Consider the following 14,601-nt stretch of genomic DNA (forward strand, 5'->3'; position numbering starts at 1 on the left):
GCGACGGATCGGCCCCCGCCCGAGGCTCCGCGAGGGGCGGGGCGTGCGCGGGAGTCGCGGGGGGCCGGGCGGCCCGTTGTCTCGACAAGAATCGCATGCCCGCAATGTTCGGCACGACCCCGTAAGCAATCGCTAACAACGTGGCGCGCGCCGATCCGCAGCGCCCGGATTTCGAGCGCGGGACCGATCACGTATTCGGGATTCGTCGGGACGGAACGCCGAGGCCGGCAGGATCTCACGTCCGGGGAACTTGTCGGCCTGCCGCCGTCGAGCGGATCGCAGTCCCCCGACCGTCGTGGTTTTCGGATGAAACCGCGGCGGTCGGGGGACGAAGGGGATGTCGACTTGCGCGGGCGCTTCAGGCCGTCTTGCGCCTCAGGCCTTCTTGCGAGCCGCCGCGGTGGGCGTGTCGGCACTCTGCGCCGGCTTCTCGGGAGCGGACTTCGAGGCAGACTTGGGAGCGGACTTGGGAGCGGACTTGGCCACGGGCTCGGCCGCGACCTCATCGGCATCCGCCGCACGTCCCTCGGCCGCACTCGCCTTGGCCGGAGCCTTCTTGGCGGCCGCCTTCTTAGCCGGCGCCTTCTTGGCGGGGGCCTTGGCACCCGCCGCCCGCTTCGCCGGAGCCTTCTTCTTGCCGCCGCCCGCGGCTTCCCGGGCCGCGATCAGTTCCAGCGCCTGGGGCAGGTCGACCGCCTCGGCGGCCATGGTCTTGGGCAGCGTGGCGTTGGTGGTGCCGTCGGTGACGTAGGGACCGTACTTGCCCGACTTCACCACGATGGGCTTGCCCGTCTCGGGGTGCTCGCCCAGCGGCCGGCCCGGATCGGCCGCCGGCCCACGCCGGCCGCCGCCCTGCTCCTTTGCGACGATGAGGTCGATGGCCCGGTTGGCGCCGATCTCCAGCACGTCGTCGTCGCGGCCCAGATTCGCGTACATCTTGCCGTGCTGCACGTAGGGTCCGAAGCGGCCGAGATTGGCCAGGATCGGCTCGCCGGTCTCGGGGTGCCGGGCGACCTCGCGCGGCAGGGAGAGCAGCTTCAGGGCCATCTCCAGGTCGACCGAGGACGGGCTGGTGCCCTTCGGGATCGAGGAGCGCTTGGGCTTGGGCGCCTCCTTCTCGGTGGAGGCCTCGCCGAGTTGCACGAAGGGGCCGAAGCGCCCGTCGCGCACCGTCACGGGCAGGCCGGAGACGGGGTCGTTGCCGAGGACCCGCGTGCCGGGCTGGCCGCCATTCTCGGACGAGCCCTCGCCGTCGCCCTCGACGCCCGAGGCGGCGAGCTGGCGGGTGTACTTGCACTCCGGATAGTTCGAGCAGCCCACGAAGGCGCCGAACTTGCCGAGCTTCAGGGAGAGCTGGCCGGAGCCGCAGGTCGGACAGGTGCGCGGGTTCGAGCCGTCGGCCTTCTCGGGGAAGATGTGGGCGCCCAGGAGGTCGTTGAGGGCATCGAGCACCTCCGCGACGCGCAGTTCCTTGGTGCCGGCGATGGCCGCGGAGAACTCGCGCCAGAAGTCGCGCAGCACCTCGCGCCAGTCGATCTCGGCGTTCGAGACCCGGTCGAGCTGCGTCTCGAGGTCGGCGGTGAAGTCGTACTCGACGTAGCGCTTGAAGAAGCTCTCGAGGAAGCCGGTGACGAGGCGGCCCTTGTCCTCGGCGACCAGGCGCTTCTTGTCGATGCGCACGTATTCGCGGTCGCGCAGGGTCTGCAGCACGGCGGCGTAGGTGGAGGGGCGGCCGATGCCGAGCTCCTCCATGCGCTTGACGAGGCTCGCCTCGGAATAGCGCGGCGGCGGCTCGGTGAAGTGCTGGGTCGAGGCGATGCGCTCGCGCTTCAAGGGGTCGCCCGCCTTCATCGGCGGCAGGCGCCGGCCGTCCTCGTCCTCCTCGTCGTCCTTGCCCTCCTGGTAGAGGGTGAGGAAGCCGTCGAACTTCACCACCTGGCCGGTGGCGCGCAGCTCCAGCTTGCGCGGGCCGACCTGGGCGACGACGTCCACCGTCGTGCGCTCGAGCTCGGCCGATTCCATCTGGCTCGCCACCGTGCGGGTCCAGATCAGCTCGTAGAGCCTGGCCTGCTCGGCATCGACGGTGCGGGCCACCGTCTTCGGCAGCCGGCTCATGTCGGTGGGGCGCACGGCCTCGTGCGCTTCCTGCGCGTTCTTGGCCTTGACGCTGTACTTGCGTGGGCTCCCCGGCAGGTAGCGCTCGCCGTACTCCTTGGCCACGACCCGGCGCACGTCCTCGATGGCCTCCGGCGCCATGTCGACGCCGTCGGTCCGCATGTAGGTGATCAGGCCCACCGTCTCGCCGTCGATCTCCACGCCCTCGTAGAGCTTCTGGGCGGCGCGCATGGTCTGGGCCGGCGCCATGCCGAGCTTGCGGGAGGCCTCCTGCTGCAGGGTCGAGGTGGTGAAGGGCGGGGCGGGGTGGCGCTTGGCGGGCTTCGCCTCGACGCTGCCGACCGAGAAGGTGGCGAGTTCGAGATCGCGCTTGAACGCCGCCGCCTCGTCGCCCGAGCCGACGTCCAGGCGCTGGATGCGCTTGCCGTCGGCGCCGGTGAGCCGGGCCTCGAAGCTGGCACCGTTCTCCGTGATCAACGTCGCCACCAGCGACCAGTACTCGCGGGGCTTGAAGACCTCGATCTCGCGCTCGCGCTCGCAGACGAGACGCAGCGCCACCGATTGCACGCGGCCGGCCGAGCGGGCGCCGGGCAGCTTGCGCCAGAGCACCGGCGAGAGGTTGAAGCCCACGAGGTAGTCGAGCGCCCGGCGGGCCAGGTAGGCGTCGACCAGGGCCTGGTCGATCTGCCGGGGCTGGCGCATGGCGGTCTCCACCGCCGCCTTGGTGATCGCGTTGAAGGTCACGCGCTCCACCGGCATGCCCTTGAGGGCGCGCCGCGCGGTGAGCGCCTCGACCACGTGCCAGGAGATCGCCTCGCCCTCGCGATCCGGGTCGGTCGCGAGAATCAGGCCGTCGGCGCCCTTGAGCGCCTTGACGATGTCGGAGACGCGCTTCGATCCGCGGTCGTCGAGCTCCCACAGCATGTGGAAGTCCGCCTCCGGATCGACGGAGCCGTCCTTGGCCGGAAGGTCACGGATATGGCCGAACGAGGCGAGAACCTCGTAGTCGCGGCCGAGATACTTGTTGATCGTCTTGGCCTTGGCCGGCGACTCGACGACGACGACTTTCATGTGCTGATACGAGCCTCTCGTCAGGGCCTGACCCGCGGCAACGACCGTGCGCAGATTGTGCGGGGGGCGTCGCCATCCGTCCGGAGAGGGGGTCGGCGCGGGGGAGAAGTGGGTCAAGCCCAGGGGGATGTCAAATGCCCCCCGCGGTCCGGACCGGTCTCACGCCCGCCTGGCGAAGGTCAGGGCCGCGTCGAGGGCGCCGTTCAGGGTGGTCACCAGCACGTCGGCGGAGAGGGTGCGGCGCAGGCGGTCGAGGGAGGCGGGATCGCGCTCGCGCCAGAAGCCGACCAAGACCCGGACGCCGGGAATCGCCCGGCGCGCCTGGCGCACGTTCAGGCGGATCTGCGACAGGCTGACGGGCTCCAGGTAGGAGAAGCACACCAGGGCGATGCCCGAGAGGTCGTCCGGCGTCTCGCCCCGGCGCAGCTGCGCCATCGACATCACCTGGGCCCCGAGCCCGTGGCGGCCGAGGATCTGCCCGAGCATCAGCGTCGCCGCCTCGTCGAAGGGGCCGCGGCTCGAGACGCAGAGCACCGGCCGGGGCGCCCGCCAGCGGGCCGGGAGCTCGTCGGGGCGCAGAACCACCGCGGCGACCTGCCGGTCGGGCCCGATGGCCGCGATGGCCGCCGAGGTCTCCGAATTGCCGGCCGAGGCGGAGGACCCGCCCCTGCGGCCCACAGGCACGGTGCCGAGGCGGGCGACCACGGCGCGCAGGGCGGCGCCGACCTCGTCCTGACGGGTCCGGTCGAGGGTGCCGCGCGAGAGATCCTCCTGCGCCATCAGCAGGCCGGCGAGCACGACCTCGTCGTAGTAGGTGACGAGGGCGCGGGCCTTCAGGAACATCCGGCCCTGGTCGATCGCCTCCTCGGGATCGCCCGCCAGCATGCGCTGGTAGAAGATCTCCGGCGGCGCCAGGGCCGGGCGGTCGCCCAGGAGGACGTCGAGGTACCAGAGCCGCTCGATGTGACGCCCCAGCACCACGAGGCAGACGGTGATGGGCGTTGCCAGCACGAGGCCGATCGGCCCCCACAGGAAGGCCCAGAGCGTGGCGGCCAGGATCACCGCGATGGGCGAGAGGCCGGTGGAATGGCCGTAGAGCAGCGGCTCGACCACGTGGCCGGCGATGGGCTCCACCACCACGAACAGGATCGCGGTGGCGATGACCATGCTCCAGCCCGGATCGACGGCGGCGGCCACGATGAGGGGCAGGAGAGCGCTGATCGCCGCGCCGATATAGGGCACGAAGCGCATGATCGCGGCCAGCACCCCGAACAGGATCGGGTTCGGCACGCCGATCCACCACAGGCCGAAGCCGATCACGACGCCGAAGGCGATGTTCAGGACGAGCTGGGCGAGGAAGAAGCGGCTGAGGCGGGCCACCGCGTCGTCGATGGCCGCTGTGGTCCGGCGCAGATCCCCGGAGCCCGCCAGCCGGATCGCCCGGTTCCGCAGGTCCTCCCGCTGCAGCAGGATGAAGATCGTGAAGATCAGGATCAGGCCCGTGGTGGCGAGGGGATGCAGGATCGGCCCGGCGACGGCGCCGAGGGTGCCGAGCAGCCCCGCCTTGGCCGAGGCGATCTGCACGTGGAGGGGATGGGCGGGGCTGCCCGCGCTGCCCTCGGGGGCGGCGGCGTTCGGGTCCGGCTGCAGCTCGGCGCCGAGGTCCTGCACCATGTCGACCATGCGGGAGAGGGTGCCGCTGCCGGCGGTCGCCTCCTTCAGGGAGGCGATCTTCTCGCGCATCGTCACCTGGTAGCGCGGCAGGTCCGAGGCGAGCTGCGCCGCCTCGTTGGCGATGAGCAGCGAGATCCCGAGCAGAGCCCCGAAGGCCGTGAGCACCACGGCGAGGACGGCCAGCGCCCGCGGCACCCGGATGCGCCGCAGGAGGCGCACCCCCGGCACCAGGACGAAGCTGAGCAGGATCGCCAGGGTCACCGGCACGAAGATGTCGCGGCCGAGATACAGGGCCGCCGCGATGGTGATCACGAGGAGGCAGGAGGCCAGGGTCGTGAAGACCGGCATCGCCTGCCGGAGGAGGCGGGCGGTGATGGGATCGTCGCTCATGGATGGGATGGGTCTCGTTGAGGTGAGCGACGCGGGCGCCCGGTGCCCGGGCCTCCCGAGGGCGCCGACAGGGGAGGCGCCGACCTAAACGGCGCCTCAGGCGACGGCGGGCGCCTGGGGTCCGACGGCGGCGTTGATCTGGGTCAGCAGCTTGGAGAAATCCACCGGCTTCGGATGGTAGTCGTTACAGCCGGCCTGGATCGCCTTGTCGCGATCGCCCGACATGGCGTGCGCGGTCAGCGCGATGATCGGGATGCCCTTGGTGTCGCTGCCGGATTTGAGCACGCGGGCCGCCGACCAGCCGTCGAGGATCGGCAGGTTCATGTCGAGGAGGATGACGTCGGGCCGCCCGGTGCGCGCCTGCTGCACGCCGGACTCGCCGTCATGGGCGAGGATCACGTCGTAGCCGCGCCGCTTCAGCCGGCGGGACAGGAAGTCCCAGATCTCCTCGTGATCTTCCACCAGCAGGATTTTCGCCATCGCCCCCATACCCCTCGTTCGTCGCCGGCCCCGATCCCGCCCGGCTCATCGCGGCCCGGGCGGTCCGCACGGGACCCGAGGCCCCAAGACGCGGCCTCCCGAGCAAGACATGGGCTCGGGCCGTGCTGTGAACGCACGATCGGCCCGAACGGTCCATGGCAACCGACGCGATCCAGCGACACAGGGGCCGAAGAGAAACAGGGGTCGAAGAGAAGACCCGAAGAGAAGAAGAGAAACGGGGGCGGTGCCGCGACGGCCCGGTCCGTCATGGCGCGCGCGGGGGAGCGGGCATGGGAGGCGCGGGCAGGGGCGGATCGAGGCTGGTATGGGGGCGGCTGTCGCTGAACCGGCCCTGGGTCCCGGGGAGGAGCCCGTTGTCCTGCATCCAGATCATCAGCATGGCGACCGCCAGCAGCGTCGCCAAGGAGGTGAGGCGGCCGATGTAGCGCCGCCGGACGACCATCAGCACCAGGGTCGCGAAGAGCAGGAGGAACAGGACGAGGAGCAGCATGCGGCCTTCGCAGGACAGGCGGATCCGGCGCGGATGCCCGGCGCGGACCGCGGGGCCAACGGGGCAAGGCCCGTCCCCGTTCCACCCGCCGGATCGATCCAGGGACCGGATCCTTGAGAGAACAAGACCCGGAGAGAACAAGACCCGGAGGGAACAAGGTCCGGAGGGAACAAGGCCCGGTGCGGCCGCCTTCTCGTCGGGACGGCCGGCTCACGGCCACCGCTTCCCTCACAATCAGGCCTGCCGCGCGCCGGATTCCGGCCCCGGGCGGGCGGAGATCCGCCATGAAGGCACTGTGCTGGCACGGCAAGGGCGACATCCGCTGCGACACGGTCCCCGATCCGACGATCGAGGATGCGCGCGACGTCATCATCAAGGTGACGTCCTGCGCGATCTGCGGCTCGGACCTGCACCTGATGGACGGGCAGATGCCCACCATGGAATCCGGCGACGTGCTCGGCCATGAGTTCATGGGCGAGGTCGTCGAGGTCGGCGCGGGCTTCACCAAGTTCCGGAAGGGCGACCGCATCGTCGTCCCCTTCAACATCAATTGCGGGGAGTGCCGCCAGTGCCGCCTCGGCAACTGGTCGGTCTGCCAGCGCTCCAACCGCAACGCCGAGATGGCGGCCGCCCAGTTCGGCTACACCACCGCGGGCCTGTTCGGATATTCGCACCTCACCGGCGGCTATGCGGGGGGCCAGGCCGAGTATGTCCGCGTGCCCATGGCCGACGTCGCTCCGATGAAGGTGCCGGACGGCATGGACGACGAGTCGGTCCTGTTCCTCACCGACATCCTGCCCACCGGCTGGCAGGGCGCCGAGCATTGCGACATCAAGGGCGGCGAGATCATCGCGGTCTGGGGTGCCGGGCCCGTCGGCCTGTTCGCGATCCAGTCGGCCAGGATCATGGGCGCCGAGCGCATCATCGCCATCGAGACCGTGCCGGAGCGCATCGCGCTGGCCTGGAGATACGGCGCGACCGACGTCATCGACTTCATGAAGGAGGACGTCTTCGAGCGCATCAAGGAGATCAGCAAGGGCGAGGGCGCCGACGGCGTCATCGACTGCGTCGGCATGGAGGCCACCGCCGGCCACGGCATCGCCGGGGTGCTCAGCACCCTGCAGGAGAAGCTGACCTCGACCGAGCGGCCCTACGTGCTCGCCGAGGCGATCAAGGCCGTGCGCCCCTGCGGCATCGTCTCGGTGCCGGGCGTCTATGGCGGCCCGGTGCCGGTCAACATGGGCTCTATCGTGCAGAAGGGCCTGACCCTGAAGAGCGGGCAGACCCACGTGAAGCGCTACCTCGAGACGCTGACGGCGCTGATCCAGCAAGGCAAGTTCGACATGACCTCGCTGATCACGCACCGTTCCAGCAACCTCGCCGACGGTCCCGACCTCTACAAGACTTTCCGCGACAAGAAGGACGGCTGCGTGAAGGTGGTCTTCCACCCGAACTGAGCCGGGACCGCCAAGACGGAGTCAGGATCTTCGAAGTCTGAACCCTGTCGCGCGTCGGATTTCGGCGCGCGACAGGACAACAGCCAAGGATATCTTCCGTCCCTCGCCGCGATGTGCATTGCGGGCCGGCCCCGGCATCCGCTAAAGCCGAGAGATGTCAGACTTGGAATCCCTCCTCAACCGTCTCAAGGACGCTCAGAGGACCCTCATCACCGAAGCCGCGAAGATCGAGATGCTGCCGCCCGACAGCGTGCTGCGCCGCGTCGCCGATCTCGAGAACACCATCGCGGCCGTCGAGGCCCTGATCGAGGAGCAGGCCCATCGCCGCGGCCGCGCCACGGGGTAGGGCCGCGCCACGGGAGACGGCCGCCGCGCCCCTGGTGACCCCGGACGGACGCTACCTTGTCGTCCGCGGGCGGCTCTGGCGCCGGACCCGGCCCGACCTCGCGCCGGCCCAGCGCGAAGCCCTCGTCGCCGCCCTGATGGACGCGCGCCGGGCGGTGAAGGCCGGCAGGGCGGCCGGAGACCCGGACGCCGTCGCGGCGGCCCGTCGCGCCGTCGACGCGGCCAAGCGAGGCCTCGGCGAGCGCGGCCCCGTCTGGTGGGAGGACGGCGCGCCCGACCTCAACCGGCACATGGCCCGCACCACCTCCTACGCCACCTGGTTCGCGCAGGCGACGGATCGCGGGACCGGTGCGGCGGGATAGCGCGCCGGCTGGACCCGCGGGGCGATCTCGCCTATATCGGGACTGCGGTTGATGACCGGTTCGTAATAACGTTTCAGGACCCGGAGGGCAGTACTCCGGCGCCTCCACCACAAGCTCATCGCGCCCCGGCGAGTCGCTGCGGCAGGTGGTCTTCTGATGGGGGCGAAATAGGATCGACTGGGCGGTAAAGGGATCGCGAGTTCGCTTTCACTTCGGTGAGGGACGATGCGGCTGTCGGTAAGGACTCGACCGGTTCGACGCAGGCAACCCCTGTTTCGAGCATTTGGCCAAAACTCTAAATGCCAACGATAACGTTGTCATGGATGCCCGCCTCGCGGCGTAAGCATCTTGCGGTAGGGTAACCGTCGAAACAGAACCCGGAGCTTCGGCTCCGGGACCCACCCTTTCCTTATCATGCGCAGATCGTCGAGAGATCGGGGCCCGATAGCCCGAGGCGCGCCGTCGCGCCCACGCTCCGAAGCGCCATCCCGCACACGAAGAACCCCGGCGCCGAGGGCACCGGGGTTCTTCGTGTGTTTCGGACCGCCTGCGCGAAGCAGGCGGCCGCAATCCGCCGCTCAGACCGGGGTGGTCGGATAGGCACGCACGCGGTTGCGACCCTCGACGGTGCCGCCCAGGGCGTTGCCCGGGATCGCATCCGGCGAAGTGGCGGCGGCGGCCTGCGGGGCGGTCCAGCCCTCGGCCCGCCAGTTCTGCGCGCGCTCGTCGACGTCGATCGAGCCGTGCTCCTCGAGGATGTCCATCACCCGCGCGGCATGGGCCTGGTCGGCCCGGACCGTCACCAGAGTGCCGCCGCGGCGCACGCCCTCGCTGTAGGTGTGGGCGTCGGACTCGCTGAGACCCGCGCCCGTGAGGCCGCCGGCGAGGCCGCCGGCCGCGGCGCCGATGCCCGCGCCCGTGAGCGTGGCCACGAGCCAACCGGCCGCCACCACCGGGCCGACGCCCGGGATCGCCAGGAGGCCGAGGCCGGTCAGCAGGCCGGCGGCGCCGCCCAGGACCGTGCCGACCGTGGCACCCGCGCCGGCGCCGCTCGACGCCTTCTCGGGGGTGTCGCCATGGACCGCACCGGTATGGCCGGGCGCATCAAGGTCGGTGGTGGTGCGCAGGCGCCCGGCATGCCGGTCGCCCTCGTTGCTGCTCACGATGCTGATGTCGGCATGCGCGACGCCGGCGGCCTCCAGCTTGGAGACGGCCGCGCTGGCATCGTTGTAGTCGTCGTACAGGGCGGTGATGGTCTGCTGGGCCATGGGAAACTCCTGTGGGCGGGCGAGGGGGTGCGGGCGGGTTTCGCGGGCGGGCTTACTGCGCCGCCACGTTGCCCTTGAAGTCGACGCCGACCTTGACCGGCTTGCCGTCGAGCATCGCTTCGCCGCGCCAGATGCCCTTGTCGTCCTTGGTCAGGCCCTTGACGTCCTTGTAGCCGGCCTCGGTGAGGCGGTGCTGGGTCTGGGCCTCGGTGAAGCTGTTGGCGCCTTCCTCGAGCTTGGCGTTGGACGCGGCCTTGGCGGTGGCGGGCTTGGTGGCGTCGGGCTTGTCGGTGTTGGGCCGGGTCACCGCTTCCTGGCCGCCGGAGGTGGCGCTCGACTTCGCGTCCGGGGCGGGCGTGCCGGTGACGGTGGTCTGGGCGAAGGCCGAACCCGCACCGAGGACCGTCAGGATGGCGAGGGTGGTCAGGGACCGTTTCACGGCGTTCTCCTTGGATAAGTCTGCGACTGGCGGAAGTCCCTCTCAATCCCGCAGAACGGGAAAGCGTTCCAGGCCAGAACCAACGAATTCACCTCCGAATGGCCACGTTTGAGCCTCGTCATAATTGTTCCACCTTGGCCTGACACAGATCATCGAATGAAACGACAAGGTCAGGTTCCGGCAAAACATAGAGTTTTATCGACGCATACGCTGCGCTTGGCGACCCGCATCGCTCAGGCACGTGGAAACACCTGGTCCCGCCGCACGGTATCCCCGGATCGCGACCGGACGCGCCGTTGCGGCCTCGCCAGGCGCCGCGCAGAGGGAGCGGCCGTCCCGTCCGTGCGAAAAATCTGTCCGGCCAGGGTTGCCAGCGCAAAAGGGAGCCTCTAAACACCCGCTCACACCGGGGCGGCACCAACCCGCCCACCGGTCGCAGGCGCCCGTAGCTCAGCTGGATAGAGCACCAGACTACGAATCTGGGGGTCAGAGGTTCGAATCCTTTCGGGCGCGCCATTATATTCCTAAGCCATTGTTCGGGAATAATTCTCGCTTAAATCAGTGCCTTACGCAGACGCCGGTCATACAATCCGGTGGTGCAAACGGTCATGGCGCTGATGTCGTACCTGCTTCGCGATAGGCTTGGGACGTACTACTTCCGCCGCGTGATTCCGGCGGGCCTCCAGCCATTCATGCCGGCCCCTTGGACGGGCAAGGCTAACTGGAAGCAAAGCCTCCGCACCAAAGACCCAGCCACTGCCAAACGATCCGGGTCACGCCTGCTGCGCGACTGCATGGCGGACTTCGAGGCAGCCGAGCGGGCCCAGCGCGGCGAAGTGGTTACGGCGGACCTGCGGCCCTCTCTGATGCCCCCGCCCGGTGAGATTGCGGGAGACGTGCTGGCTGACCTCCTGGCCGCAGATGCGGCGGAGAGGTCTGACGGAGACCCCCGCAAGCAGCACCAGACCCGGGAGGAGCGGAGGCAATGGCGCGATCTGGCCTCCGTCTCCTTTGACCGCAGGGGCATCCCGGAGGACTACCACCATGCCATGGGAGGGGGCATCGAGCTGCTCCTGGAGGACTACCGCCGGGCCCTCTCCCGCTCAGACACCAGTGTCGTGGCTGTCGAGTGCCGCGAGTACCTCCGCCGGAAAAACATACCGATAGACCCCGCCTCGGACGCCTACCATGAGGCAGGCCTTGCGGTGCTACAGGCACACGTGAAGGCATACGCCCTGATGCTGGAGCGTCAGCGAGGAGAGATCGTCGCCACCCCTGCTTCAAGCGCCAACCGGGGCCCGAAGCTCTCGGAGGCATACGCGAGTTGGAAAACTGGGAGCGGAGCGCGAGGCAGCAAGAAGCCCGGCCAGCGGACCCTCTTGGAAGCGGCCTACGCCGTGCGGCGCCTAACGGAATGGCACGGCGACATCCGCCTGGGAGACCTCACGCGCGAGAAAGCCCGAGAGTTTCGCGACGCGCTGGCGACCGTCCCGACGCGAATGCCCGACAGACTCAAGCGGCTGCCCATGCGGGAGCTGCTCAAGGCGGACCTCAAGCCCTACCCGCCGCAGCACGCCGCGACCGTCAACAAGGTCCTCAACATCCTCGCCGCCATCGTCAGCCACGCGGAGGCAGCGGGTAAGCTCGACGCCCTGCCGGCGTTCCGCAATCCTTTCGGCAAAGGCACCAAGCTGGTGGTGGACGCGAGGGCGGAGGAGAAGCGCCAACCCTTCAGCCAAGCCGACCTTGCTGCCATCTTCAGCACGGGGGTCTATCTGGCTGGCGAGCGGCCCAGGGGAGGGGGCGGGGAAGCGGCCTTCTGGCTTCCACTTATCGCGCTGCTCTCGGGTGCCCGGCAGGGGGAGCTAGCCCAGCTTCGGATCGCGGACCTCACACGGGATGCCGAGACAGGGGTCTGGTATTTCGACATCGGCACGGCTGGCGGGCGCAGCATCAAAACCGCCTCCTCACGCCGAAAGGTGCCCGTGCATCCCGCCTTGGAAAACATCGGGCTGCTCCGCTACCGCCAGTCGCTCATCGAGGCGGGCAGCGGGCCTGAGACATCGCTGTGGCCCAACGTCGAGGCAGACCAAGAGGGCCGGCAGAACGGGCCGTACTCCAAGTGGTTCAACCGTTACCTCCGCGAAAAGGCTGGGATTGAGGACCGTTTGAAGGTCTTCCACTCGTTCCGCCACAGCTTCAAGCGGCTCGCACGCAATGCGAAAGTGCCAGAAGAAGCGCACGATGCCCTCACAGGGCACAGCAGCGGGGGAAGCGTTGGACGGGACTACGGGAGCGGCTTCGGGCTCAAGGCGCTGGCGGAAGAGATGGTCCGCATAGAGGCGCCAGAAGCGGTGCGGAGCCTGAGATGGATGCCAAGGTATCCAGGGTGGACGAGTACTCAAGCCTAGCCTATCGGGTGCGCGAGCACCGAGGGGGTCCTGTGAGCACCATCTTCACCATCGGGTACGAGGGGACAGACATCGAGCGGTTCATTACCACCCTTGTTGGCGCTGGTGTTGACGTGCTCGCGGACGTGCGGGCTGTGACGGTCTCACGCAAGCCCGGGTTCTCCAAGAATGGGCTCCGTGCCCGGCTCGCGGAGGCAGGCATCGAGTACGTTCATCTTGGCGGTCTTGGTGATCCCAAGCCCGGCCGCCTCGCGGCCAGGGCCGGGAAGTACGATGAGTTCCGCGCGATCTATGGCAGACATCTCGCAACCGACGACGCACAAGCCGCACTTACGACCCTTGCCGAGCTGGCATTCGGCCGGAAGACTTGCTTGATGTGCTTCGAGCGGGAGCCAAGCGAGTGCCACCGGACCATCGTGGCGCGTGCAATTCCCGCTCAGCGCATTAAGATTATAGACCTGTACGGGGATGGGTCGCCGCTGAAATGCAAGACGCCGCAAAGGTTGCCATCCTAGTCAAGGCACTGCCTCAGCCGAGCAAAGCATACGGGGAGACCGTCTGCTGTGCCGGCGTCACCGCCGAAGGGGTCTGGAAGCGGATGTTCCCGGTGCGGTTCCGGCACCTGAAAGGCGAGCACAGCTTCGGGCGATGGGACTGGGTGAGCTTCAAGCATGGTGTGCCGAAGACCGACCGCAGGGTTGAGAGTTGCCACGTTCATGAGGAAACCATCGCCATCGCCGGCAAGCTCCCAGAGCGGGACCGGTCAAGCCTATTGGAGCCCCTTATCCTAGGATCAGGCGCAGAGGCAGCAAGCCTGGGCCAATCACTCGCGCTTATTCGCCCCCGTAATACCCGATTCATCGCACGCCCCAAGACCACCGCCGACATTGAGGAGGACCGGGAGGCCTACGTTCGGGCGGCACGGCAAATCGGGATGTTCGATGAGGAGTTGGCGGCGCTAGACCCTTCCCCATTCGAGTTCCGCTTCCGCTTCGAGGACGCGTCCGGGAAGCACGACTACCAGAATGGCGACTGGGAGGCCCACGCCATGTTCTGGCATGAGCGCAGGCGGACCAACGAGGCCAACGCGCTCCGGTGGATGGACGGGGTCTTCAACGAAGAGTATCCGCGCAAGGGCATGGTGTTCGCCATTGGGAACCAAGCAAAGCGTCCACAGACGTGGCAGCTTCTAGGAGTGATCCGTCTCGATGAAGCTCGCCAATCTGCCTTGGCTTTCTGAGACCACTTCGTCGCGCTGCTCTTGACCGACGCAGTGTTTCCCGAGAGCTTGAGCGTAGGAGGCCTCCGATGCTTGCTCGCGATAACCTGCTGCCGCTGACCGCCATTGATGCCTTCGGCGCTGCCCATAACGCTGCGGTGTGGGAGAAGCACCGCTTATTCCTTGCCGCCGCTGACACCCCTTCCGGGGCTGCCATCCGGTCCCTGGACGCTTTCCGAACTCTATGTGGTTCAAAGCTGACGCGGAAGCACGTCTTCGACATTGCGAATTGCGACACCGCTGCCGGAGCTGCTGCTGCAATCATCTGGGGATTTCCCAAAGGCGGGCTACGCGGGCGCTGGCAGCCGTTCGCTGAGGCCTTCCGCCAAGCTGAGCGCTACGCCGAGGTCATCGAATGCATTCGCGATGCCAAGGCAAAGGTTCCAGCTTGTGAAGCCTTGGCTCGCTTGAACGCCGTGCAGCCTGGAATCGGCTTCGCGACCACCAGTAAAATAGCATACTTCGCACGCCTACCTCTGCTGGAGGGAGGAGCGCTGATTTACGATAGCAACGTCATCCTCGCCATCAAGCACAGCCAAGGCGAGGAGTTCGCGCGAACCCGGGCGTCACTCGGAAAGGGCTCGACGTTCTACCATCGAGGCACCGCTAGCTACGGCAGCTTCATTTCAGAGGCCGGTGCCCTCAGCCATTCCTGGAGCGTCGCCCCTGAGCAGATCGAGGCGGCGCTGTTTCGGCTGTGGGCAAATCCCCGGAGTGGTTGGAACTAAGTCAGGCTAGATGGCGGCGGGAGCATCGCTCAGGGTGTCACCCGCCGCCTTGTCACTCGTTGCCGCTAGAC

Annotated in this window: 13 protein-coding genes, 1 tRNA gene and 1 other RNA gene; 9 read left to right on the forward strand and 6 right to left on the reverse strand. The window is 68.4% G+C overall.

The features are described from left to right. Nucleotides 1–375: 375 nt before the first annotated feature. The 4 genes from topA to AC0IWM_RS20480 all read right to left on the reverse strand — a co-directional run bounded on the left by topA (nt 376) and on the right by AC0IWM_RS20480 (nt 6,241). A complete protein-coding gene (gene topA, locus AC0IWM_RS20465) occupies nt 376–3,186 on the reverse strand; it encodes a type I DNA topoisomerase (RefSeq protein WP_471758002.1) in 2,811 nt (936 codons plus the stop codon). A 159-nt stretch (nt 3,187–3,345) separates the two neighbouring features. Then, on the reverse strand, nt 3,346–5,250 hold the full coding sequence (locus tag AC0IWM_RS20470; protein ID WP_471758004.1) for an AI-2E family transporter: 1,905 nt from the start codon (nt 5,248–5,250) through the stop codon (nt 3,346–3,348). Between the two features lie 96 nt (nt 5,251–5,346). Then, nucleotides 5,347–5,730 (reverse strand): response regulator, encoded by a 384-nt coding sequence (locus AC0IWM_RS20475; RefSeq protein ID WP_056469573.1) that lies wholly within the window; start codon nt 5,728–5,730, stop codon nt 5,347–5,349. Nucleotides 5,731–5,995: 265 nt separating this feature from the next. After that, nucleotides 5,996–6,241, reverse strand: a complete 246-nt coding sequence (locus AC0IWM_RS20480) for a hypothetical protein (RefSeq protein WP_471758006.1) — start codon at nt 6,239–6,241, stop codon at nt 5,996–5,998. 284 nt (nt 6,242–6,525) lie between these two features. Between AC0IWM_RS20480 and AC0IWM_RS20485 the strand changes: the two genes are divergently transcribed. The 4 genes from AC0IWM_RS20485 (at nt 6,526) to ssrA (ending at nt 8,790) form a co-directional block, all read left to right on the forward strand. Continuing rightward, nucleotides 6,526–7,698: a zinc-dependent alcohol dehydrogenase gene (locus tag AC0IWM_RS20485; protein WP_471758008.1), complete on the forward strand. Its 1,173-nt coding sequence runs from the start codon at nt 6,526–6,528 to the stop codon at nt 7,696–7,698. Between the two features lie 154 nt (nt 7,699–7,852). Continuing rightward, the gene (locus AC0IWM_RS20490; RefSeq protein ID WP_056469438.1) at nt 7,853–8,044 is read left to right on the forward strand and encodes a hypothetical protein; all 192 of its coding nucleotides are present in this window, start codon (nt 7,853–7,855) and stop codon (nt 8,042–8,044) included. A gap of 31 nt (nt 8,045–8,075) precedes the next feature. Further along, nucleotides 8,076–8,405, forward strand: a complete 330-nt coding sequence (locus AC0IWM_RS20495; RefSeq protein WP_471758092.1) for a hypothetical protein — start codon at nt 8,076–8,078, stop codon at nt 8,403–8,405. A 5-nt stretch (nt 8,406–8,410) separates the two neighbouring features. Next, nucleotides 8,411–8,790: a transfer-messenger RNA gene (ssrA, locus tag AC0IWM_RS20500) on the forward strand. 193 nt (nt 8,791–8,983) lie between these two features. Here the strand turns inward: ssrA and AC0IWM_RS20505 are convergent. Together AC0IWM_RS20505 and AC0IWM_RS20510 are read right to left on the reverse strand one after the other, a co-directional pair. Further along, on the reverse strand, nt 8,984–9,673 hold the full coding sequence (locus tag AC0IWM_RS20505; protein WP_471758010.1) for a hypothetical protein: 690 nt from the start codon (nt 9,671–9,673) through the stop codon (nt 8,984–8,986). A 52-nt stretch (nt 9,674–9,725) separates the two neighbouring features. After that, a complete protein-coding gene (locus tag AC0IWM_RS20510) occupies nt 9,726–10,112 on the reverse strand; it encodes a hypothetical protein (RefSeq protein ID WP_471758012.1) in 387 nt (128 codons plus the stop codon). Nucleotides 10,113–10,551: 439 nt separating this feature from the next. Between AC0IWM_RS20510 and AC0IWM_RS20515 the strand changes: the two genes are divergently transcribed. The 5 genes from AC0IWM_RS20515 (at nt 10,552) to AC0IWM_RS20535 (ending at nt 14,530) form a co-directional block, all read left to right on the forward strand. Continuing rightward, a tRNA-Arg gene (locus AC0IWM_RS20515) sits at nt 10,552–10,628 on the forward strand. Between the two features lie 92 nt (nt 10,629–10,720). Further along, a complete protein-coding gene (locus AC0IWM_RS20520; RefSeq protein WP_471758014.1) occupies nt 10,721–12,523 on the forward strand; it encodes a DUF6538 domain-containing protein in 1,803 nt (600 codons plus the stop codon). Then, a complete protein-coding gene (locus AC0IWM_RS20525) occupies nt 12,481–13,038 on the forward strand; it encodes a DUF488 domain-containing protein (RefSeq protein WP_471758016.1) in 558 nt (185 codons plus the stop codon). Before AC0IWM_RS20520 ends, AC0IWM_RS20525 begins: the two co-directional genes overlap by 43 nt. After that, on the forward strand, nt 13,008–13,763 hold the full coding sequence (locus AC0IWM_RS20530; RefSeq protein ID WP_471758018.1) for a hypothetical protein: 756 nt from the start codon (nt 13,008–13,010) through the stop codon (nt 13,761–13,763). Before AC0IWM_RS20525 ends, AC0IWM_RS20530 begins: the two co-directional genes overlap by 31 nt. Nucleotides 13,764–13,831: 68 nt before the next feature. Next, nucleotides 13,832–14,530, forward strand: a complete 699-nt coding sequence (locus AC0IWM_RS20535; RefSeq protein ID WP_471758020.1) for an 8-oxoguanine DNA glycosylase OGG fold protein — start codon at nt 13,832–13,834, stop codon at nt 14,528–14,530. Nucleotides 14,531–14,601 lie beyond the last annotated feature (71 nt).

This window comes from Methylobacterium sp. AC433 (assembly GCF_979253015.1).